General features: G+C 66.1%; 22 protein-coding genes, 1 tRNA gene and 1 riboswitch. Of the genes, 14 read left to right on the top strand and 9 right to left on the bottom strand.

Translation table 11 applies throughout. From position 1 onward, the window contains the following. Window positions 1-87: 87 nt before the first annotated feature. Together LX70_RS10125 and LX70_RS10120 are read right to left on the bottom strand one after the other, a co-directional pair. Complete coding sequence (locus LX70_RS10125; protein WP_105514645.1) at window positions 88-891, bottom strand: undecaprenyl-diphosphate phosphatase; 804 nt, start codon at window positions 889-891, stop codon at window positions 88-90. Window positions 892-972: 81 nt separating this feature from the next. Continuing rightward, window positions 973-1,959 (bottom strand): complex I NDUFA9 subunit family protein, encoded by a 987-nt coding sequence (locus LX70_RS10120; protein WP_105514644.1) that lies wholly within the window; start codon window positions 1,957-1,959, stop codon window positions 973-975. A gap of 139 nt (window positions 1,960-2,098) precedes the next feature. Here LX70_RS10120 and LX70_RS10115 point away from each other — a divergent pair. The 5 genes from LX70_RS10115 (at window position 2,099) to LX70_RS10095 (ending at window position 6,005) form a co-directional block, all read left to right on the top strand. Beyond that, window positions 2,099-2,183 (top strand) — tRNA-Leu (locus LX70_RS10115). Window positions 2,184-2,357: 174 nt separating this feature from the next. After that, a complete protein-coding gene (locus LX70_RS10110) occupies window positions 2,358-3,119 on the top strand; it encodes an HpcH/HpaI aldolase family protein (protein WP_105514643.1) in 762 nt (253 codons plus the stop codon). A 185-nt stretch (window positions 3,120-3,304) separates the two neighbouring features. Then, complete coding sequence (gene petA, locus LX70_RS10105) at window positions 3,305-3,868, top strand: ubiquinol-cytochrome c reductase iron-sulfur subunit (RefSeq protein ID WP_105514642.1); 564 nt, start codon at window positions 3,305-3,307, stop codon at window positions 3,866-3,868. Window positions 3,869-3,880: 12 nt separating this feature from the next. Next, complete coding sequence (gene petB / locus LX70_RS10100; RefSeq protein ID WP_105514641.1) at window positions 3,881-5,203, top strand: cytochrome b; 1,323 nt, start codon at window positions 3,881-3,883, stop codon at window positions 5,201-5,203. Between the two features lie 19 nt (window positions 5,204-5,222). Continuing rightward, entirely contained in the window at window positions 5,223-6,005 is a 783-nt protein-coding gene (locus tag LX70_RS10095; protein WP_105514640.1) for a cytochrome c1, read from the top strand. A 53-nt stretch (window positions 6,006-6,058) separates the two neighbouring features. Here LX70_RS10095 and LX70_RS10090 read toward each other — a convergent pair whose 3' ends face one another. The 4 genes from LX70_RS10090 to LX70_RS10075 are packed head-to-tail and all read right to left on the bottom strand — an operon-like array spanning window position 6,059 to window position 10,305. Then, window positions 6,059-6,754, bottom strand: a complete 696-nt coding sequence (locus tag LX70_RS10090) for a thiamine ABC transporter ATP-binding protein (protein ID WP_105514718.1) — start codon at window positions 6,752-6,754, stop codon at window positions 6,059-6,061. Beyond that, a complete protein-coding gene (locus LX70_RS10085) occupies window positions 6,741-8,312 on the bottom strand; it encodes a thiamine/thiamine pyrophosphate ABC transporter permease ThiP (RefSeq protein ID WP_105514639.1) in 1,572 nt (523 codons plus the stop codon). The genes LX70_RS10090 and LX70_RS10085 overlap by 14 nt, the downstream gene beginning before the upstream one ends. Then, complete coding sequence (gene thiB, locus LX70_RS10080) at window positions 8,288-9,295, bottom strand: thiamine ABC transporter substrate binding subunit (protein ID WP_105514717.1); 1,008 nt, start codon at window positions 9,293-9,295, stop codon at window positions 8,288-8,290. Before thiB ends, LX70_RS10085 begins: the two co-directional genes overlap by 25 nt. 17 nt (window positions 9,296-9,312) lie before the next feature. Continuing rightward, complete coding sequence (locus tag LX70_RS10075; protein ID WP_105514638.1) at window positions 9,313-10,305, bottom strand: thiamine ABC transporter substrate-binding protein; 993 nt, start codon at window positions 10,303-10,305, stop codon at window positions 9,313-9,315. Between the two features lie 39 nt (window positions 10,306-10,344). Beyond that, a riboswitch (TPP riboswitch) is annotated at window positions 10,345-10,447 on the bottom strand. Between the two features lie 166 nt (window positions 10,448-10,613). Here LX70_RS10075 and aroC point away from each other — a divergent pair. Together aroC and LX70_RS20430 are read left to right on the top strand one after the other, a co-directional pair. Beyond that, complete coding sequence (gene aroC, locus LX70_RS10070) at window positions 10,614-11,717, top strand: chorismate synthase (protein ID WP_105514637.1); 1,104 nt, start codon at window positions 10,614-10,616, stop codon at window positions 11,715-11,717. Window positions 11,718-11,822: 105 nt separating this feature from the next. Then, complete coding sequence (locus tag LX70_RS20430) at window positions 11,823-12,047, top strand: hypothetical protein (RefSeq protein WP_146111579.1); 225 nt, start codon at window positions 11,823-11,825, stop codon at window positions 12,045-12,047. A gap of 108 nt (window positions 12,048-12,155) precedes the next feature. Here LX70_RS20430 and LX70_RS10065 read toward each other — a convergent pair whose 3' ends face one another. After that, window positions 12,156-13,385, bottom strand: coding sequence for an argininosuccinate synthase (locus LX70_RS10065; RefSeq protein ID WP_105514636.1), 1,230 nt, complete (start codon window positions 13,383-13,385; stop codon window positions 12,156-12,158). A gap of 143 nt (window positions 13,386-13,528) precedes the next feature. Here LX70_RS10065 and LX70_RS10060 point away from each other — a divergent pair, with 143 nt between their 5' ends. Next, window positions 13,529-14,260 (top strand): hypothetical protein, encoded by a 732-nt coding sequence (locus tag LX70_RS10060; RefSeq protein WP_146111578.1) that lies wholly within the window; start codon window positions 13,529-13,531, stop codon window positions 14,258-14,260. Window positions 14,261-14,300: 40 nt separating this feature from the next. Continuing rightward, window positions 14,301-15,548: a threonine ammonia-lyase IlvA gene (gene ilvA / locus LX70_RS10055; protein ID WP_105514633.1), complete on the top strand. Its 1,248-nt coding sequence runs from the start codon at window positions 14,301-14,303 to the stop codon at window positions 15,546-15,548. A gap of 7 nt (window positions 15,549-15,555) precedes the next feature. On the opposite strand, the gene LX70_RS10050 is transcribed toward ilvA, so the two are convergent. Continuing rightward, a complete protein-coding gene (locus tag LX70_RS10050; RefSeq protein ID WP_105514631.1) occupies window positions 15,556-15,897 on the bottom strand; it encodes an Hpt domain-containing protein in 342 nt (113 codons plus the stop codon). A 138-nt stretch (window positions 15,898-16,035) separates the two neighbouring features. Between LX70_RS10050 and LX70_RS10045 the strand changes: the two genes are divergently transcribed. Continuing rightward, complete coding sequence (locus tag LX70_RS10045; RefSeq protein WP_105514628.1) at window positions 16,036-17,301, top strand: PP2C family protein-serine/threonine phosphatase; 1,266 nt, start codon at window positions 16,036-16,038, stop codon at window positions 17,299-17,301. 2 nt (window positions 17,302-17,303) lie between these two features. Here LX70_RS10045 and LX70_RS10040 read toward each other — a convergent pair whose 3' ends face one another. Continuing rightward, window positions 17,304-17,750, bottom strand: a complete 447-nt coding sequence (locus tag LX70_RS10040) for an NUDIX domain-containing protein (RefSeq protein WP_105514626.1) — start codon at window positions 17,748-17,750, stop codon at window positions 17,304-17,306. 75 nt (window positions 17,751-17,825) lie between these two features. Here LX70_RS10040 and hslO point away from each other — a divergent pair, with 75 nt between their 5' ends. The 4 genes from hslO to LX70_RS10020 are packed head-to-tail and all read left to right on the top strand — an operon-like array spanning window position 17,826 to window position 21,201. Then, window positions 17,826-18,827: an Hsp33 family molecular chaperone HslO gene (gene hslO / locus LX70_RS10035; RefSeq protein WP_105514624.1), complete on the top strand. Its 1,002-nt coding sequence runs from the start codon at window positions 17,826-17,828 to the stop codon at window positions 18,825-18,827. 1 nt (window position 18,828) lies between these two features. Further along, entirely contained in the window at window positions 18,829-19,422 is a 594-nt protein-coding gene (locus LX70_RS10030; protein ID WP_105514622.1) for a CoA pyrophosphatase, read from the top strand. Further along, window positions 19,413-20,552 (top strand): CCA tRNA nucleotidyltransferase, encoded by a 1,140-nt coding sequence (locus LX70_RS10025; protein ID WP_105514620.1) that lies wholly within the window; start codon window positions 19,413-19,415, stop codon window positions 20,550-20,552. Before LX70_RS10030 ends, LX70_RS10025 begins: the two co-directional genes overlap by 10 nt. A 52-nt stretch (window positions 20,553-20,604) precedes the next feature. Beyond that, window positions 20,605-21,201, top strand: coding sequence for a LysE family translocator (locus LX70_RS10020; RefSeq protein WP_105514716.1), 597 nt, complete (start codon window positions 20,605-20,607; stop codon window positions 21,199-21,201). Window positions 21,202-21,210: the final 9 nt, after the last annotated feature.

The raw sequence follows: 21,210 nt of genomic DNA, 5'->3' as shown, positions 1-21,210 counted from the left end.
GTTTACCTATTTGGCGGATTTTTGGCGCGGCAGCGGCGCGATCCCCTCGCAAAAGCGAAAATTAGGTCAGAAAAGTGGACCTAACGGTCAGAAACCCGCCGTCAGCGCAGCCAAGGCCAGCGCGCCAACGATGATTCGCCACCAGCCAAAAAGCGCATAGCCCCGCCTGCTCACATAGCCCAGCAACCACCGCACCACGAGGATCGCGACCACGAAGGCCGCCGCAAAGCCGATGGCAATCTCGCCCATTGCCGACCAGTCCAGAACGTCGCGGTTCTTGTAAAGGTCATAGGCTACGGCACCTGCCATGGTCGGGATCGACAGGAAAAACGAAAACTCCGCCGCCGCACGTTTCTCCACCCCCAGAAGCAGCGCGCCGACGATGGTGGAGCCTGACCGCGAGGTGCCGGGAATCATCGCAAGGCACTGGAAAAAGCCGATCGCCAGCGCGACGCCCAGCGGAAGGTCGTCCGCCGCATGATAACGCGGCCGCAGCGGCAGCCGGTCCACCAGCAAAAGGACGATCCCGCCAAGGATCAGCATGATCGAAATCAGGCGCGGGCTTTCGAACAGCACTTCCTTGATGATGTCATGCGCCAGAACGCCGATCACCACCGCAGGCAGGAAGGCCAGCAACACCGACCCGGCGAACCGCCGCGCCTGCCGCTCGCTTGGCAGGGCGACGATGGTATGGGTGATCTTGCCCGCATAGACCGCCAGCAGCGCCAGCACCGCGCCCAGCTGGATCACCACCTCAAAGGTCTTTCCCGCGCTTTCGAAGCCAAGGAAATGGCTCGCCAGCAGCAAATGGCCGGTGGAAGAGACCGGGATGAACTCCGTCAGCCCTTCAAGCACCCCCAGAAAAAGGGAGATCAGCGTCGTGTCTTGCATCTTCGGGGGGTCCTGTGCGGCATCAAGCTCGCGCGGACCCTAGGCGCGGCCACGAACGGACGCAAGACACTCGCGCCTTCATTACCCGTGCTGACGCAGGTTCTTGGCCGAGGCCTTGATGGCGTCGTATTGCCCCGAGGGGCGGAACCGCCAGAGGTAGTCGGGCAGGACCGCGCCCGCGGGCGTCGGCGCGATCCCCAGATCGGACAGCGTTTTCGCGCCATCCGCCACGACATTGTCGACTTTCAGCGTCTTGACCTGATCGGCGGTCAGGATCTTGTTGGGGAACAGACGTCCCGTCAGCGCCGAGCCGAAATCAAGAAGGTTGCCCATGATCGAGGCGATCCAGAACGGCAGGTTCACGATCAGGCGGCGACGCAGGATCACCGTCAGCATCTGCCTGATCCAGTCGCGGAAGGTCGCGACATCGGGACCGCCGAGTTCATAGGTGCCGCTTGCACGCCCCTCGATCCCGGCCACCGCCGCCTGGGCGACGTCATCGACATAGACCGGCTGAAAGCGCGTGTTGCCGCCGACGATCGACAGCACCGGCCCGAACCGCGCCATCGAGGCGAAGCGGTTGAAGAACCCGTCTTCGGGCCCGAACATGACCGAGGGACGCAGGATCGTTGCGCCGGGGAAATGGCGAAGCACACCGGCTTCCCCTTCCGCCTTGGTACGGGAATAGCGGCTTGCGGCATCGGCCGAGGCGCCGATGGCAGAGATATGGACCAGCGATGCCACCCCGGTTTCCGCCGCGATGCGGGCAATGCGCGCGGCCCCCTCGGCCTGCACCGCCTCGAAATTGTTCTTGCCGGACTTGTCGAAGGTCCCGACGCAGTTGACCACCGCATCGGCGCCGATCATCGCGGCGCGGACAGAGGCATCGTCACGGATGTTGCACAGGATCGGCTCAACCTGACCGACGGCGCCATAGGGCTTGACGAACAAGGCCTCATTCGGGCGCCGGACCGCGACGCGCACGCGCCAGCCCTTCTTGGCCATCCGCCGGGCGATATATCGCCCGAGAAACCCCGAACCGCCGTAAATCGTGACGAGCTTGGACATGGCCGGCCTCCGAAACTGAATGCGCCCCTGATTAGCGCCTAGACCCGCAGCGAACAAGGCGCAATGATCGTCGCGGCTTTTCGCTGTCTCCCCGTTGACACGCCCAGCGGCCCTCTGTAAATCGCGCTCCACGACACCTGCCCAGGTGGCGGAATTGGTAGACGCGCACGGTTCAGGTCCGTGTGCCGCAAGGCGTGGAGGTTCGAGTCCTCTCCTGGGCACCATACGATCAAAAGGCCGTTCAATCTCAGCGAGATGGACGGCTTTTGTTTTTTTCTGGCCTGACCTGGGCGGAGTGGGCGACGGGCCCGGAAGGGATCGCCCGACGGGCTTGCGATAGGCGGACTTCTGGCAGAAGCTTTCCCCTTACCCCCCCCCAACAGCCAGAGAGGATCGCCATGGACCTGCCCCGCAACCACTTCAAGGCCGCGTTGAAGGAACGGCGCCTTCAGGTCGGGATCTGGTGTACGATCGGCGACACCAACTCGGCCGAACTCTTGGCCGGGTGCGGCTATGACTGGCTGCTTTACGATACTGAACATTCGCCCGTAGGCCCGGCCGAGGCGGCGGCCTTTCTGCGCACCGTCGCGCCCTATCCGGTCAGCGGCCTTGTCCGCCCGGCCTGGAACGACCTGGTGCTGATCAAGAAATACCTCGATATCGGCGCGCAGACCCTGCTTCTGCCCTATGTCCAGTCCGCAGAGGAGGCCGCGGCCGCCGTTGCGGCGACGCGCTACCCCCCGAAGGGCGCGCGCGGGCTGTCGAGCATGACGCGCGCCGGGCGCTATGGCGCGATTCCCGGCTATGCCGCCCGCGCGGACGAAGAAATCTGTGTCCTCGTGCAATGCGAAACCGAACTCGCGCTGGGCCGGATCGAGGAGATCGCGGCGGTTCCGGGGGTGGACGGCATCTTCATCGGCCCGGCGGATCTTGCCGCGAGCATGGGCTATCCCGGCCAGACCTCCCACCCCGAGGTAAAGAAGGCCACGCTGGATGGTATCCGCCGCATCACGGCGGCCGGGCTGCCCGCAGGTTTCCTCTCCTCCGACGCCGAATTCGTCGCCGAGGTCATCGACGCCGGGGCCATCTTCGTCTCCTCCGACATCGACCTGGCCCTGTTGCGGCAGGCTGCGCTGATGAGTCGCAAGCGCTGGCCGTAAGGTAAGGGAGGAAGGGCCGGGCGGCGTGGCACAGGGGTATAATGCGTCAATGGCGACGATTTGCGCCAGATTGTCCGCTGGACGGGCCGGAAATTGACCGCTAATAACCGCCGGTGAAGGCTGCGGGAGACTGCGGCCCAACCGTCGTAGGGCCGGGCCGCCGGTCGGAACAGGGAGAAAGTTTCGTGTCCCAAGCAGAAGATCACGCAGGCACCCGGAGGGATTTCCTCTACTACGCCACGGCCGGCGCGGGCGCGGTCGCGACCGGCGCCGCCGTCTGGACCCTTGTGGACCAGATGAACCCCTCCGCCGACGTTCAGGCGCTCAGCTCCATCTTCGTCGATGTGAGCGGGGTCGAGGTCGGCACCCAGTTGACCGTGAAATGGCGCGGCAAGCCGGTCTTCATCCGCCGCCGGACCGAGAAAGAGATCGAGGAAGGCCGCGCCGTGCAGCTTTCCGATCTGGTGGACACCAACGCCGAGAACAAGAACCTGGCCCCCACCGCCGAGGCGACCGACGAAAACCGGACGCTGGACGAAGCGGGCGAATGGCTGGTGATGATCGGCGTCTGCACCCATCTGGGCTGCGTGCCGCTGGGCAACAATGCGGGCGATTTCGACGGCTGGTTCTGCCCCTGCCACGGGTCGCACTACGACACGGCCGGCCGCATCCGCAGGGGGCCGGCGCCGCGGAACCTCGACATTCCGCTGGCCGCCTTCACTGACGACACCACGATCAAGCTGGGCTGAGGGGACTGACAGATGGCTGGTATTCCGCACGACCATTACGAGCCGAAGTCGGGCATCGAGCAGTGGCTTCACCGCCGCCTGCCGATCGTGAGCCTGGCTTATGACACGCTCATGATTCCGACGCCGAAGAACCTGAACTGGTGGTGGATCTGGGGCATCGTCCTGGCGTTCTGCCTGGTTCTTCAGATCGCGACAGGCATCGTCCTTGCGATGCACTACACCCCGCATGTCGACAAGGCCTTTGCCAGCGTCGAACACATCATGCGTGACGTGAACGGCGGCTACCTGCTGCGCTATCTGCACGCGAACGGGGCCTCGCTTTTCTTCTTCGCCGTCTATATCCACATCTTCCGCGGTCTCTTCTACGGCTCCTACAAGGCCCCGCGTGAGGTGACCTGGATCGTCGGCATGATCATCTACCTCTGCATGATGGGGACCGCCTTCATGGGCTACGTCCTTCCCTGGGGGCAGATGTCCTTCTGGGGCGCCACGGTCATCACCGGCCTCTTCGGCGCGATCCCCGGCATCGGGGAATCGATCCAGACCTGGCTTCTGGGCGGACCGGCCGTGGACAACGCCACGCTGAACCGCTTCTTCTCGCTGCACTACCTCTTGCCCTTCGTGATCGCGGCGCTTGTCGCCGTTCACATCTGGGCCTTCCACACGACGGGCAACAACAACCCGACGGGCGTGGAAGTGCGGCGCGGATCCAAGGCCGAGGCCGAGAAGGACACGCTGCCCTTCTGGCCCTACTTCGTCATCAAGGACCTGTTCGCGATGGCCGTCGTGCTGATGGTGTTCTTCGCCATCGTCGGCTTCATGCCGAACTACCTTGGCCACCCGGACAATTACATCGAGGCGAACCCGCTGGCGACGCCCGCGCATATCGTGCCGGAATGGTACTTCCTGCCCTTCTACGCGATCCTGCGCGCCTTCACCTCGGACGTCTGGGTCGTGATGCTGACCGAGTGGATCACCTTCGGCATCGTCGACGCCAAGTTCTTTGGCGTGCTGGCGATGTTCGGCGCCATCGCGGTGATGTTCGTGGTGCCGTGGCTTGATACCTCCAGCGTTCGTTCGGGCAAGTACCGGCCGATGTTCCGCTGGTGGTTCTACCTGCTGGTCATCGACTTCATCGTCCTGATGTGGTGCGGCGCCATGCCGGCCGAGCCACCCTATTCGATCATCTCGCTGATCGGCGCGGCCTACTGGTTCGCCTACTTCCTGGTGATCCTGCCGATCCTCGGCATCATCGAAAAGCCGCTGGCGGCGCCCGCGACGATCGAGGACGACTTCAATGCGCATTACGGCGCCAACAGCCATCCGGCGGAATAAGCGAAAAGGACCGATTGAGATGTTCAGGAAAATCGCAATCACCGCCGCTTCCCTGCTCGCCCTCTCGGGCGGGGCGGCCATGGCAGCCGAAGGCGCTGTTCATATCGAGGATGTGGCCTTCTCCTTCGAAGGGCCGTTCGGCACCTATGACGAGCATCAGCTTCAGCGCGGCCTTCAGGTCTATACCGAGGTCTGCTCTGCCTGCCACGGGATGAAACTGGTCCCGATCCGTTCTCTCGCCGACGAGGGTGGCCCGCACCTGCCGGAAGATCAGGTCCGTGCCTATGCGGCGCAGTTCGACATCTTCGATGCCGAGCTTGACGATACCCGCCCGCGGAAAGAGACGGATTTCTTCCCGCCGCATAACGACCCGAACGCCCCCGACCTCAGCCTGATGGCCAAGGCGCGGGCCGGTTTCCACGGGCCCTACGGCACCGGGATCAACCAGTTCTTCCAGGGCATCGGTGGCCCGGAATACATCGTCGCGATCCTTGACGGCTACACCGGCGAGGAAAAGGAAGAGGCGGGGACGGTCTATTATGAGAACCACGCCTTCTCGACCGGCTGGATCTCCATGGCGCCGCCGCTCTTTGATGAGCAGGTGGAATTCGCGGACGGCTCGCCCAACGATGTGAAGCACATGGCCGAAGATGTCGCTGCTTTCCTGATGTGGGCGGCCGAACCGAAGATGATGGCGCGCAAGCAGGCGGGCTTCGTCGCCGTGCTGTTCCTTGGCCTTCTCTCGGTGCTTCTCTACCTGACCAACAAGCGGATCTGGGCACCCCACAAGGGCAAGCACTGATCCACCCGGTTGGATGATCTTCGGGGGGCGCGGTCGGAAACGGCCGCGCCCTTTCACTTGCCCAGATAGGCGGCCAGCGCAGGCGGCGGATCGGCCAGAAGGGTCGCGGTGGGTTGCGGCGCATGGGCGATGCCATCGGCGACCAGCACGGTCTGTCCCGCGATGCGCAGCGCATCCTCCGGGTCATGGCTGACCATCAGCACCGTCGCCCCCGTCTCCGCCGCGATCCCGGCCACGAGGTCCAGCATCTCGACCTTCAGGGCGGGGCCAAGGGCCGAAAACGGCTCATCCAGCAGCATCAGGGGCCGGGCGCGCAGAAGGACCCGCGCCAGAGCCACCCGGCTTTGCTGCCCGCCTGACAGGGTTCCGGGGCGGCGATCCTCCATCCCCGCCAGCCCCACGCGGGCCAGCGCCGCCGACACGCGCGCCCGATCGTCGTGTGACAGCCGCAGGTCCGGGCGCAGGCCAAGGGCCACATTCTGCCCCGCCGTCAGGTGCGGGAACAGGTTCTGGTCCTGAAACAGGATCGACAGCGGCCGCGCGCCGGGCGGTAGCGGGCCAAGGTCGGTCCCGTCCCACAGGATGCGCCCCGCGCTTTGGGCGAAGAACCCGGCAATGACCGAAAGCAGCGTCGATTTCCCCGCGCCAGAAGGTCCGATCACCGCGACCCGTTCGCCGGTCTCGACCGTGAAGTCTGCGGTCAGGCGGAAATCGCCCTGCACGATCTCAACCCCGTCAAACAGCAGCATCGGCGCGCCCCCCACGATCGAATATCCAGAAGAGCCCGAAGCTCAGCCCCATCAGCAACAGCGCCGCCCCCGCCGCATCCGCCAGCCGGTAGGCCGACATCAGGCGGTACATCTGCAGGGGCAGCGTCGCGCGCTCAGGATCGGCGAAAAGCGTGATGACGCCAAGATCGCCCATCGACAGCGCCGCGGTCAGCCCGGCGGCAAACCCCAAAGGCCGCCGCATCCGGGGCAGGGTCAGGTAGCGCAGCCGCGCCAGGCCGGTCATGCCAAGGCTGTCGGCCAGCCGGGCATAATCCGCCTCCACCCGTCGCGCCGCCGGGATCAGGGCGCGCAGGCAGAAGGGCAGGGCCATCACCGCGTTGACCAGCGCCGTCACCGGCAGGGCCAGCGCCCCCGGCGACGTGACGGGGCGCAGGATCAGGAACAGGCCCGTGCCAACGACCAATGCCGAGGTGGCGAGCGGCAGCATCCCCAGGATCTCAAACGCCCGCCCGCGCCGAAACCGCGCTGCGCCAAGGGCGATCGGCAGCGCCAGCGCCATCGCCAACGCGGTCGCGGCAAGGGACACGGCCAGCGACAACCCCGCCGCCTGCCAGACCGGCGCGGGCAGCGACAAAAGCCGGGGCAGCCCCTCTGCCGCGACCGCGCCGAGCGGCAAGAGCAGAAAGACGGCCGCCGCGCCGATGGCCGCCCCGTCGGCCAGCCGCACCCAGCGCCCGGTCCCGTCCCAGCGCCGCTGGGAGGTATCAAGCCCCGCCCCGAAGGCCGGTGGCAGGCTTAACCTCGCGGCCAGCGCTGCCGTGACGGCGCAAAGGACCAGTTGCATCCCCGCCAGCATCGCCGCCCGGCCAAGGTCGAAATCGAAGCGGAACGCCTGATAGATGGCCAGTTCGATGGTCGTCGCCTTTGGCCCGCCGCCCAGCGTCAGCGCGACCGCAAAGCTCGTCAGGCAGATCAGGAAGATCGTGACCGCGATGCCCGGCACCACTTCACGCAGCATCGGGCGTTCCAGATGGCGGGCGATGTCGCGGGCGGTGAAGCCCAGCGCGGCGGCGAGTCGGAAGCGTTCGGCGGGAATGGCCAGCCAGCCCTGAAGGATCAGCCGCACGGCCAGTGGCAGGTTGAAGAACACATGCGCCAGCACCACCCCGGTCAGCCCGTAGATCGAAACGGGCGCAACCCCGATGGCGCCAAGGGCCGTGTTGAACAGCCCCGCGCGGCCAAAGATCGCGAGGATACCCATGACGGCGACGATCACCGGCAGGATGAAGGGCGCGCCAAGGAGCGTGATGAAAAGCCCCCGCCCCGGAAAGCGCCGCCGCGCCAGCGCGCGCGCGACCGGCACGGCCAGAAGGACGCTGAGGCCCGCCGACAGCACCGCCTGCCACAGCGTGAAGCGCAGCGCCGCCCAGTCGGCGGCATCGGGCCAGGCCGCCCCCCCCGCCCGCGCCAGCACCGCCAGCAGCGTGCCGATGGTCAGAAGGGCCGCGACCGCCGCCGCCCCGCCCGCCGCAAGGGGAAGCGCCCCCGGCCTCACCGGCTTAGCGCCGCCCGCCATTCGGAGATCGCCGCATCGCGGACCGCCTCTGCCTTCTCCGCCGGGAACAGCAGCGCCTTATCCGGGGTGACGAGCGTGTCAAACCCGGCCGGAAGCCCGCCTTCCGGCGTCACGGCGGGATACATCCAGTTCGTTTCCGGGATCACCGATTGAAACGCCTCGGTCCCGATGAAGGCCAGGAACTGGTCCGCCAGCGCGACCTGATCGCTTGCCGCCACCTTGCCCGCGACCTCAACCTGTAGGTAGTGGCCTTCGCGGAACGCCGCCGCCGCCTTGCTGTCATCGCCTTCGGCGATCAGGTGATAGGCGGGCGAGGTGGTGTAGGACAGGACCATGTCGGCCTCACCGCGCAGGAACATGTCATAGGCTTCCGACCAGCCGGGCGTGACCGTGACGATATTGTCGGAAAGCCCCTCCCAGATCGCGGCGGCCTTGTCGCCATAAGCCTCCTTGACCCAGAGGAGAAGGCCAAGACCGGGGGTGGAAGACCGCGGGTCCTCGATCACGACCTTCAGGTCCGAGGCGGCGAGGGCCTCGAAGTCGGCCGGGACCTCGGCGACCTTGGTCTTGTCATAGACAAAGGCGAAATAGCCCCAGTCATAGGGGACGAAGATCGGATCGTCCCACGCGACGGGCAGGTCGTAAGTCACGCCGCCCAGCCCGCTTTCCGCGAACAGGCCGCTTTGCGCCGCACGCGCCGTCAGGTTGGTGTCGAGGCCAAGGACCACGTCCGCCTCGGTATGGTCACCCTCAAGCAGCAGACGTGCCAGCAGCGCGGCGCCGTCGCCCGCGGTCACGAAGCGCAGGTCGCAGCCGCAGGTTTCCTCGAACGCCGCCTCGATCTTCGGCCCCGGCCCCCAGTCAGAGACGAAGCTGTCATAGGTGTAGACGGTCAGAACGGGCTTTTCCTCTGCCACGGCCATGGGGGCGGCGGCCAGGGTCAGCGCGGCGGTCAACGTGGCGGTCGGGGCGTAGCGTGTCATCGGTCTCTCCTTCGGGATCATTCGGTCATCTCCTTCCGCCAGGTCGCGATGGCCGTCTCGCGGCGCGCCTCGACTTGCGCTTCGGGCAGGAACAGTGTCTTTTCGGGCCGCGCCAGCGCGGCGAACTCCGGCGGCAGGGCGCCTTCAAACATCACCGCCGGATAGGACCAGTTGGCGGTCGGGATCATCTTCTGGAAATCCTCGGACAGCACATAGTCCATGAACTGCCCGGCCAGCTCCGGCTGGTCCGAACTTGTCAGCCGCCCCACCAGTTCGGCCATGAAGTAATGCCCTTCGGGGAAGATCGCCGCGCGCTTGGTGTCGTCCTTTTCGGCGATCAGGTGATAGGCGGGGGAGGTGGTGTAGCTCATCACCATGTCGGCTTCACCCGCGGTGAAAAGGCCATAGGATTCCGACCAGCCCGGCGTCACCGTCAGGATCTTGGGCCTGAGCCTGCGCCAGACCTCGGCCGCGCCGTCGCCATGGATCGCATCGACCCACAGCACCAGCGCAAGACCCGAAGCCGAGGTGCGCGGGTCCTGGATGACGATCTTCAGATCATCGGGCGCGTCGATCAGCGCCTGCAAACTGTCCGGCGGATCGGGCAGGCGCGTGCGGTCATAGACAAAGGCGGTCTCGCCCCAGTTGAAGGGGACGAAATCCGGGTCGGTCCAGGCAACCGGCAGGGTCAGCACCGACAGGTTCAGGCCATGGGGCGCGAAAAGCCCGGTGGCGCGGGCCGCGGCGGTCTGGTCGGTCGAAAGGCCGATCACCACATCGGCGCCCGCGCCGCCGTCAAGGCGCAGCCGCGACAGCAGATCGCCGGTCACGAACCGCAAATCACAGCCGCAGCGGCTTTCGAAACCGCTTTCTATCCGGGGTCCCGGTCCCCATTCCGACGCGAAATAATCCGGCGCAAGGACGATCAGTTCGGGCTTGCCCCCGGCCAGCACCGTGCTGGCTGTCAGGCATCCCGCGATCATCAGAGCCGGAGAAATGATGGTCCTCATCTCTCATCCTCCAATGGTCAGGCGGGCGGAGATGGCGATGGCCTTTGGCCGTACCTTCCCTCCGCCGGTCTTAACCGGTTCAGGTTCTACGGGTTCGCTTGCGCATCTCAGCCCTGTCGCCAGAGCACCCCGAGGTGAGGCGCACCATAGCGGAATGTGTGGCGGCGGCAAGGGCGGAAGGGGCGCTGCCCCTCTGCGGGCCTTTGGACCCGCATTCACCCCGAGGTATTTCCGGCAAGATGAAAGGAGCGAATGCTTGAGCGGCGGCGCGCCCTTCGTTATGCCGCTTGCAGCACAGGAGCCAGCCCATGAGCCTTAATACCTTCGGCCATCTCTTCCGCGTGACGACCTGGGGCGAAAGCCACGGACCCGCGCTTGGCGCGACCGTCGATGGCTGTCCGCCGGGGGTGGCGGTGGATGAGGCGATGCTTCAACACTGGCTCGACCTGCGCAAGCCGGGGCAGAACAAGTACACGACCCAGCGGCGCGAGGCCGATCAGGTCAAGATCCTGTCCGGCGTCTATGAGGGGCGCACGACCGGGACGCCGATCCAGTTGATGATCGAGAATACCGACCAGCGGTCGAAGGATTATTCCGAGATCGCGCAGAAGTTCCGCCCTGGCCATGCCGACATTACCTATTGGCAGAAATACGGCATCCGCGACCCGAGGGGCGGCGGCAGGTCCTCTGCCCGCGAGACGGCGGCGCGGGTGGCGGCGGGGGGCGTCGCGCGGGCGGCGCTGGACCTGCTGGCGCCGGAGGTGAAGATCACCGGCTACATGGTGCAGATGGGGCGGCTGAAGGCCGACCGCGACCGCTTCGACATGGGCCAGATCGGGCAGAACCCCTTCTGGAGCCCCGACGCCAGCGCCGCCGCGATCTGGGCCGCGCATCTGGATGAGCTGCGCAAATCCGGCAATTCGGTGGGCGCGGTGGTCGAGGTCGTGGCCTCGGGCGTTCCCGCAGGTCTTGGCGCGCCGATCTACGGCAAGCTCGACACCGATCTGGCGGCCGCGATGATGTCGATCAACGCCGTGAAAGGGGTGGAGATCGGCGAGGGGATGGCGGCGGCGGACCTGACCGGGATCGAGAATGCCGATGAAATCTTCTTGGGCAATGACGGCAGGCCCCGGTTTTCCTCGAACCACGCGGGCGGCATCCTTGGCGGGATTTCCACCGGGCAGGATGTTGTGGTGCGCTTTGCCGTCAAGCCGACCTCATCCATCCTCACCCCGCGCAAGACCATCACCATCGCGGGCGAGGAGACGGAGATCGTCACCAAGGGCCGCCATGACCCCTGCGTCGGCATTCGCGCCGTGCCGGTGGGCGAGGCGATGATGGCCTGCGTGATCCTCGATCACCTGCTGCTGCACCGGGGGCAGGTGGGGGATGCGGGGGGCAGGATCGGGTGACGCTGAGGACGGTGTCTGGTGCCAGCGGGATCAGGTAGAAGAAAGCCCGTTGCCTTTGGTGGCATGGTTCCGCAACCTCGCGCAGACAACGAAGGAATGGAGTGAATGGCGGGTCCATCATTCAAGCTATTTACCCGTGTCGATGGCCAACTTCTTGAACTGGAGAGGGTGGCGATTTGCTTTGAAAGTGCTGCTGATGCAGAGCGCTTCGCGGCATTCGCCAAATTATGCGGTGAACGGATGCGAGAACTTGGGGACGACTACAGCCATCAACATCTCGTCGGCGGCGGTCTACCCGACGTTACCATCGAGAGACTCGCAAAGGCCTGACGAAGGTCGGCCCATGCGATGGTGGTGAAGATGTCGGAATCCCTGCCAACATGAAAAAAGGGGAAGGCCGAAACCTCCCCCTTTCCAATCTTCCGGCGCTTTCGCCCCCTACTTCCCCTCGCCCCGCGCGTTCCGCGTGGCGATCAGTTTCAGGCGCAGCGCGTTCAGGCGGATGAAGCCTTCGGCGTCCTTCTGGTCGTAGGCGCCCGCGTCCTCTTCGAACGTGACATGCTTCTCGGAATAAAGCGACTGATCGGACCAGCGCGCGACGGTGCGGGCGGAGCCCTTGTAAAGCTTCAGCCGGACGGTACCCGACACGCGCTCCTGGCTCTTGTCGATCAGGGCTTGCAGCATCTCGCGCTCGGGTGAGAACCAGAAGCCGTTATAGATCAGTTCCGCGTAGCGCGGCATGATCGAATCCTTCAGATGCCCCGACCCGCTGTCGAGCGTGATCTGCTCGATCCCGCGATGGGCCTCCAGAAGGATCGTGCCGCCGGGCGTCTCATAGACGCCGCGCGATTTCATACCGACAAAGCGGTTTTCGACGAAATCGAGAAGCCCGATCCCGTGTTTCGCACCATATTCGTTCAGGCGCGTCAGGATCGTCGCGGGGCTCAGCGCCTCACCGTTGATCGCGACCGGGTCGCCCTTTTCAAAGGTGACCTCGATGAATTCCGGCGTGTCGGGCGCATCCTCGACCGCGACGATGCGCTGGGCGACGTAATCGGGCGCCTCGACGGCGGGGTCCTCCAGAACGCGGCCTTCCGACGAGGTGTGCAGCAGGTTCGCATCGACGGAAAAGGGCGCCTCGCCCCGTTTGTTCTTGGCGATCGGAATCTGGTTCTGTTCGGCGAATTCCAGAAGCTTGGTCCGGCTCGACAGGTCCCATTCCCGCCACGGCGCGATGACCCGGATCGCGGGGTCAAGCGCATAGGCCGAAAGCTCGAACCTCACCTGATCGTTGCCCTTGCCGGTCGCGCCATGGGACACGGCATCGGCGCCATGTTGATGGGCGATATCGACGAGGTGCTTGGAAATCAGCGGCCGCGCGATCGAGGTGCCAAGAAGGTAAAGCCCCTCATAGACCGCATTGGCCCGGAACATCGGGAAGACGAAGTCGCGCACGAATTCCTCGCGCACGTCGACGATATGGATGTTCTCTTCCTTGATGCCCAGCATCAGCGCCTTGGACCGCGCGGGTTCCAGTTCCTCGCCCTGACCGAGATCGGCGGTGAAGGTGATGACCTCGCAGCCGTATTCGGTCTGTAGCCATTTCAGGATGATCGAGGTGTCGAGGCCGCCGGAATAGGCCAGCACGACTTTCTTGGGCGCGGACATGGGGACTCCTTCGCGAAGAGCGTTCCGCAGGCGCTTAGCGAAGATTGACCGGCAGGGCAAGGAGCGGCGGGCAGGCAGGGTTCCGGTTGACACGCCCGCGCCGCTTCTTCCCTATGCGCGGACGGGATATTTCGGAGGGTCATGTGAAAGGCGTTCAACTCTTCCTGCATTCGGTGAAGCAGGTCTTTGGCAATCTCGGCGCGGCGATCCGAATCTCGGGCCTGCTGTTTCTGGTCCAGCTTATCGCGACGCTGCTGGTCAGTCGTCATGCCATGGGGGCGATCGAGGGCGCTGTCGGGGGAGGGACCCTGAACGTGATCCTTCTGTCCCTGCTGACCCTTGTGTCGAGCCTTTGGATCGCGGTCGCCTGGCACAGGTTCGTCCTGCGGGTGGAACAGCCGGGCGCCTTCCTTCCGGCCTTCCATGGCGGCCGGATGCTGGCCTATCTTGGCTACAGCATCCTGATCGGCGTGGCGCTGGCCATCGTTGTGGTGATCCTGGCCTTCCTCGTGTCACGCTTCGCGCCTGTGAACAGTATGGCAATGTCGATACTGGCGAGCCTGGTGGTCTTCGTGCCGGCCGTCCTTCTGGCCCTGCGGCTTAGCCCGCTTTTGCCCGCGGCGGCGCTGGGCGACAGCCTGAGCCTTGGTGACGCCTGGGGGGCGACCAACGGCGCGATGGGGGACCTTTTGGTGCTGGCGATCCTTGCGGTTCTGGGAAGCGTCCTGATCCACCTGCCGGTCCTCAGCCTGATAAACGTCATGCCGCTGGCGATGGCCTGGACCTTTGTCACGGCCTGGATCAAGACAATGGTCGGGGCCAGTATCCTGACCACGATCTACGGCCATTATGTTGAGGGTCGTCCGCTGGCCTGACGGGGCAGGGCGGCTTTCGGCAGACGCGGAAGGATCAGGAATGGGCGGGTTTTCCAAAGATGCGGTGACGGCGGCCGGGGCGATCCGGTCGCTTTTCCCCGAGACGCCGTTGCAGCGCAACGATTTCCTTTCCGCCCGCTACGGGGCCGACATCTGGCTGAAGCGCGAGGATCTGACCCCCGTGCGCAGCTACAAGCTGCGTGGCGCCTTCAACGCCATGCGCAAGGTTCTGGCTGACCGCCCCGACCAGCGCCGCTTTGTCTGCGCCAGCGCCGGGAACCACGCGCAGGGCGTGGCCTTCGCCTGCCGGCATTTCGGCGTCATGGGGACGGTCTTCATGCCCGTCACCACGCCGCAGCAGAAGATCGACAAGACCCGTGTCTTCGGCGGCGATAATGTGGAGATCCGGCTGACCGGCGACTATTTCGACCAGACGCTTGCGGCGGCAAAGGCGTTTTCGGCGGATCAGGACGCCTGGTTCCTCGCCCCCTTCGATGACCCCGACGTGATCGAGGGGCAGGCGAGCGTGGGGGCGGAGATCGTGGCGCAGATGGGGACGGCCCCCGATCTGGTCATCCTGCCCGTCGGCGGCGGCGGTCTGGCCGCCGGTGTCACCGGCTATCTGTCCGATACGGCGCCGGATGTGGCCTTCCGCTATATCGAACCCGCAGGTGGGGCGAGTTTTGCCGCCGCGCTGAAGGCCGGGGCGCCGGTGACGCTGAACAAGGTCAACAGCTTCGTCGATGGCGCCGCCGTCGCGCGGATGGGGGAGACGACCTTTGCACGCCTCTCCGCGACGGACCCCGCGACCGTCCTTTCGGCGCCGGAGGACCGGATCTGCATCACCATGCTGGAGATGCTGAACCACGAAGGGATCGTGCTGGAACCGGCGGGCGCGCTGTCGGTCGATGCGCTGCGCGATCTGGGTGACGCGATCCGTGGCAAGACGGTGGTTTGCGTCACTTCGGGCGGCAATTTCGATTTTGAACGTCTGCCAGAGGTCAAGGAACGCGCGCAGCGCTTCGCGGGGTTGAAGAAATACTTCATCCTTCGCATGCCGCAGCGCCCCGGCGCCCTGCGCGAATTCCTGTCGATGCTGGGGCCGGACGACGACATCGCCCGATTCGAATACCTCAAGAAATCGGCCCGCAACTTCGGTTCCGTCCTGATCGGGATCGAGACGAAGGCACCCGAGAGCTTCACGCGCCTGCGCGATCAGCTCGACGCGGCGGGGTTCACCTATCAGGACATCACTGACGATCAGGCGCTGTCGGAATTCCTGATCTGAAAGGTCATCAGGCGGCGGAGGTCTTGCCCTTGCCGCCGATGCCGCCAAGGAAGACGGCCTTCGATTCGCCGTAGCAATCCTTCAGCCGCTCAAGATCCCCGGCCTGAAACGCCCCCTCGGCGGCCCGGCGCCCGACATCGTGGCAGACCGCGCCGAATTCCACGAAACCAAGGTTCCAGGCGCTGCCCTTCAGGAAATGCATGTCGGTTTCCAGCTTGCGCGCGGGGCTGTCGGGCGAAAGCCGCGCGATGGCGGTTTCCACCTCATCGAGGAAAAGTTCCACCACCTCGGCAAAACCGTCCTCGCCGATTTCACCCTTCAGTTCGTTTACTCGTGACCAGTCAATCATCGTGCTCTCCCGCTCCACCGCATGTGTCAGGTTAGACGCCAAGGGCTTACCCGCCGGTTAAGGCCCGCCCGGAACCCTGTTCAGCCGACCTTAACCGCCAGCGCCTAGTCAGGGGGGACCGGAACGATTGACGCAGCCATGACTGACAGCCCCGAATCCGATCCTGCGCCCCCTGCGCCCGATGCCGCCGCCTCGACGGCGCGGCGCGTGATGGTCGTCGATGACAGCCGCGTCCAGCGCAAGATCCTGACGACGCAGCTTGCCCGCGCCGGCTATCAGGTGACCGAGGCCGCCTCGGTCGAGGAAGCGCTGCCGCTTTGCGCCGAAAGCGCCCCCGATATCGTCATATCGGATTGGGTCATGCCGGGGCTCAGCGGGCTGGATTTCTGCCGGGCGCTTCGGGCGCAGAAGCATGAAAGCTATACCTATTTCATCCTCCTGACCTCCAAGACCGAAACGGCGGAAATCGCCCATGGCCTTGACGGCGGCGCCGACGATTTCCTGACCAAGCCCGTCACCGGCGATGAATTGCGCGCCCGGATCGCGGCCGGGGACCGCATCATCCGCATGGAGCGGGAGCTGACCGACAACAACCGCCTGCTGACCGAGGCGCTGACCGAACTGCGGCTTATCAACGATTCCGTCAACCGTGACCTGGTCGAGGCGCGCAAGCTGCAACAAAGCCTGGTGCGCGAACGGTTCCGCAAGTTCGGGCCGGTGCAGGTCTCGCTTCTGCTGCAACCCTCGGGCCATATCGGCGGCGATCTGGTGGGCTTCTTCGCCATAGATGCCGCCCGCGTCGGGGTCTATGCGCTGGACGTGTCGGGCCATGGCATCACCTCGGCGCTGATGACGGCGCGGCTGGCGGGCTATCTCTCGGGCGGCTCGCCCGACCACAATATCGCGCTTCAACCGGTGGCGGGCGGCGGCTATCGCGGTCGCGACCCGGCCGACATCGCCGCCCATCTGAACCGCATCGTCCTGACCGAGATGGGGACCGAAAGCTACTTTACCCTCGCCTATGCCGAGATCGACATCACCAGCGGGCGCACCCGTCTGGTGCAGGCGGGCCATCCCCATCCTGTTGTTCAGCGCGCCGATGGCCGGACCGAACTTCTGGGGCGTGGCGGGATGCCGGTCGGCCTGTTCTTCCAGGCGAAGTATGAGGGGTTCGAGACGGTTCTGGCCCCCGGCGACCGGCTGCTTCTGGTCTCCGACGGCGTGACGGAGGTCGAGGATCGGGAAGGCAGGCAACTGGGGGAGGACGGTCTGGACCGGCTGATGCGCGGCCTCTCCGCACTGCAAGGACCCGAATTCCTGCAAGGGCTTGTCGACCGCCTGACGGACCGCGATGGCGCCGATTTCGCCGACGATGTCTCGGCCGCGCTGATCGAACGGTCCTGACCTCAGCGCAGGCGCTGCGCCACCTGGGCCATGAAATGCCGGTCGCCGTCATTGCCCAGCAGCGGGATCGCCGCGTCCGGGTCCATCCAGACCGCACTATGCCCCGGCTCGGGCGGCAAGGACAGCTGCCGCACCGGGCGCGCAAGGTAGACGGTGCAAAGCTTCTCGGCCCAAAGATCGTATTCCGGCAGATAGGCAAAGCGCCGGAACGCGCCAAGGCGGACGGCGCCGGTGAGGGTCCAGCCGGTTTCCTCATAAACCTCGCGATGCAGCGCCCGCAGCGGCGATTCGCCGGGGTCAATGCCGCCGCCGGGAAGCTGGAACTCCGGCTCCGGCTCTGCCTGATGGGTCAAAAGCACCTCGCGCCCCAGCGTCAGCACCGCGTAAACCCCGTGCCGCCGGGTGTAGCGCTGGCCACGCAGCGGCCCTTCGCCGAACCGTCTGATCATCCTGCCCCCTTGGCCTTGCCACGGTTCTTCCCATATTGGAGCCTTAAGCCATGGCGCAAGCCAGAAGGACATTCCATGACCAGCATGACGCAAATCGCCTGGGACGATACCGTCCTGCCCTTCCAACTCGACCGCTCGGACATCCGGGGCCGTATCGCGCGCCTTGATGGCGTGCTGGAAAAGATCCTGACCCAGCACAGCTACCCGCCGCTGGTTGAGGCTCTGGTGGCCGAGGCGGCGCTTTTGACCGCGCTGATCGGGCAGACGATCAAGCTGCGCTGGAAGCTTTCCCTGCAAGTTCGGGGCGACGGCCCGGTGCGCATCATCGCGACCGATTACTATGCCCCCGCCGAAGAGGGCGCCCCCGCCCGCATCCGCGCCTGGGCCTCTTTCGATGCCGACGCGCTGGCGGACGGGGCCGATCCCTTCTCGCAGATCGGCACCGGCTATTTCGCCGTGCTGATCGACCAGGGCGAAGGGACGGTCCCCTATCAGGGGCTGACGCCGATTGCCGGGACCTCGCTGTCGGACTGTGCCGAGACCTATTTCTCGCAGTCCGAACAACTGCCGACCCGCTTTGCCCTTTCCTTCGGCCGCTCGCAGCGTCCGGGAGAGGTTGAACGCTGGCGCGCCGGTGGCGTGATGCTTCAGCATATGCCCAAGGCCTCACCCTTCGTCGCCTCCGAAGGCGGCAGCGGCGAGGGTGGGTTGTTGCGGGCGGACGACCTTCTCGACGGGGATGAGGGCGACAACTGGAGCCGCGCCAACCTGCTTCTCGACACCGTCGAGGCGATGGAGCTTGTCGGCCCGCAGGTGGCCCCGACCGATCTTCTGGTGCGGCTGTTTCATGAGGAAGGTCCGCGTGTCTTCGATGCTCAGTCGGTGATGTTCGGCTGCTCCTGCTCGGAAGACAAGGTGCGGCAGAGCCTGTCGATCTATTCGGCCAAGGATATCGGCCACATGACGACCGACGACGGGATCGTGACCGCCGATTGCCAGTTCTGCGGCGCGCATTACGAGTTCGAGCCCGCCACGCTGGGGTTCGAGGCAACGCAGGTGGCTGGTGAGGGTGAGTGAGATGAAAGACAGGCTCCGGCAGGCGACGACCCTGCCGGGGCCGCCGAGTTCGGATTACGACCTCAACCCGGCCGCAGTGGCGGCACCTGGCGGGGTATTGCGCGATGCCGCAGTCCTGATCGCCTGCCGCGAGGGGCGGTCGGGGCCGGAGGTGATCCTGACCAAGCGTTCCTCGCGGCTGAAACACCACCCCGGCCAGATCGCCTTTCCCGGCGGCAAGGTCGACGCGGGCGACGACGGCCCGGTGGCCGCCGCCCTGCGCGAGGCGCGAGAAGAGATCGGGCTGCCCGAAGCCGCGGTAGATATCCTTGGCACCCTGCCGTCGCATGAGACGGTGACGGGCTTTTCCGTCACCCCGGTCCTCGGCTGGATCGCCGCCCCCTTCGACCCGGTGCCCGAGGAAGGCGAGGTCGAGGAGGTCTTCGCCGTCCCCCTGTCCCACGTCCTCACCCCGACCCGGTTCAGCATCGAGGGGCGGCGCTGGCGCGGGCAAAGGCGGCGGTTTTACGTCGTCCCCTACGGTCCCTATTACATCTGGGGCGCAACCGCGCGTATGCTGCGCGCGTTGGCGGACCGGATGGAACGATGCGGATAAAGGGCGACTGGATCGCGGCCGAAGGCACGCAGGCGGTGCTGTCGATGCTGACCCGCGCCGGGCATCAGGCCTGGCTGGTCGGCGGCTGCGTGCGCGACGGGCTGCTGGGACGGCCGGTGGCGGATATCGACATCTCCACCGACGCGCGCCCCGAACGGGTGATGGCGCTGGCCGGGGCGGAAGGGTTGCGCGCCGTTCCGACCGGGATCGACCACGGCACCGTCACGCTGATCGCCCAAGGCGTCCCGCATGAGGTCACGACCTTTCGCCGCGACGTGGAGACCGATGGCCGCCGCGCCGTCGTCGCCTTTTCCGACCGGATCGAGGAGGACGCGGCCCGGCGCGACTTCACCATGAATGCGCTTTACGCGGATGCGGAGGGCAACGTCACCGATCCGGTCGGCGGCATTCCCGACCTGCGCGACCGCCGCGTCCGCTTTGTCGGCCTGCCCGAAGACCGGGTGCGCGAGGATTATCTGCGCATCCTGCGATTCTTCCGCTTCCATGCCTGGTTCGGCGACGCCGAGGCAGGGATGGATGCGGACGCGCTGGCCGCGATTGCCGCAAATGCAGGCGGAATAGACACGCTGTCGCGCGAACGGATCGGGCATGAGATGCGCCGCCTGCTATCCGCCCCCGATCCCGCGCCTGCGCTGGCAACGATGGCCGCCTGCGGCGTTCTGGGCCGGGTTCTGCCCGGCGCCGACCCCCGCGCCCTTGCGCCCCTGATCCATCTGGAAGGGGCGGAGGCACCCCGCTGGCTCCGCCGCCTTGCTGCGCTGGGCGGGCAGGACCCCGCCGACCACCTGCGCCTGTCGCGGGCCGAGGCGCGCGATCTGGACCTGCTGCGCCAGGCGGTGGGCGACAGCGCCGGGGCGGCCGAACTGGCCTACCGGCATGGCGCAACCGTCGCCCGCGACGCGATGCTGATCCGCGCCGCATCGGGCCTGCCGCCCGCGCCGGGGTGGCAGGCAGAGATCGCAAAGGGCGCCGCCGCCGCCTTCCCGGTCCGCCCCGCCGACCTGATGCCGCAGTATGCGGGCGCCGAGCTGGGGCGACGTCTGGCCGAGGTCGAGGCGCGCTGGATCGCCTCGGGCTTTACATTGTCTCGGGAACAATTGCTGGCTTGAAGCCCCGGCCCCATGGTGGAAGATGGTCGGCCAATCGACCGGACCCCGTATCATGCCCGCCGACCTGATCCCCGCGCTGATCGCGCTTGCCATCGCCACGCTTTTCACGCCCGGCCCGAACAACGCGATGCTCGCCGCGTCGGGCGCGCGCTTCGGCTTCTGGCCGACGGCGCCGCATTTCTTCGGCGTGGCGACCGGCTTTCCGCTGATGATGCTCAGCGTCGGGCTGCTGCTGGGCGGTCTGTTCCAGACCTCCGCCTGGCTGGCCGAGGGGCTGCGCTGGGGCGGCGCGGCGCTTCTGGTCTGGATCGCGTGGAAGATCGCCCGCTCCGGCGCCGTCGGGCGTGCGAACGGTGCCGACCGGCCGATGCGCTACCTCAGCGCCGTGGCGTTTCAGTGGGTCAACCCGAAGGCCTGGTCGATGGCGATCGCCGCCACCTCGCAGTTCATCCTGCCCGCGTCCCCCGTCGTCACCGCGACCGTCGTCGCCGGGACCTTCCTTGGCTTCGGCATCCTCTCGGCGATGACCTGGACCTATGCCGGGCAGGCGATTGCCCGCTGGCTGACCACACCCGCGCGGTTGCGCGCCTTCAACCTGACCATGGCCGGCCTGATCCTGCTGTCCGTCGCGGCGCTGGTCATGCACTGAGTTCACCTT

This window comes from Albidovulum denitrificans (assembly GCF_002973535.1).
Classification (GTDB): Bacteria; Pseudomonadota; Alphaproteobacteria; order Rhodobacterales; family Rhodobacteraceae; genus Albidovulum; species Albidovulum denitrificans.
The sequence above is the reverse complement of the archived record's forward strand: the minus strand, read 5'-3'. Positions and strand labels throughout refer to the sequence as shown.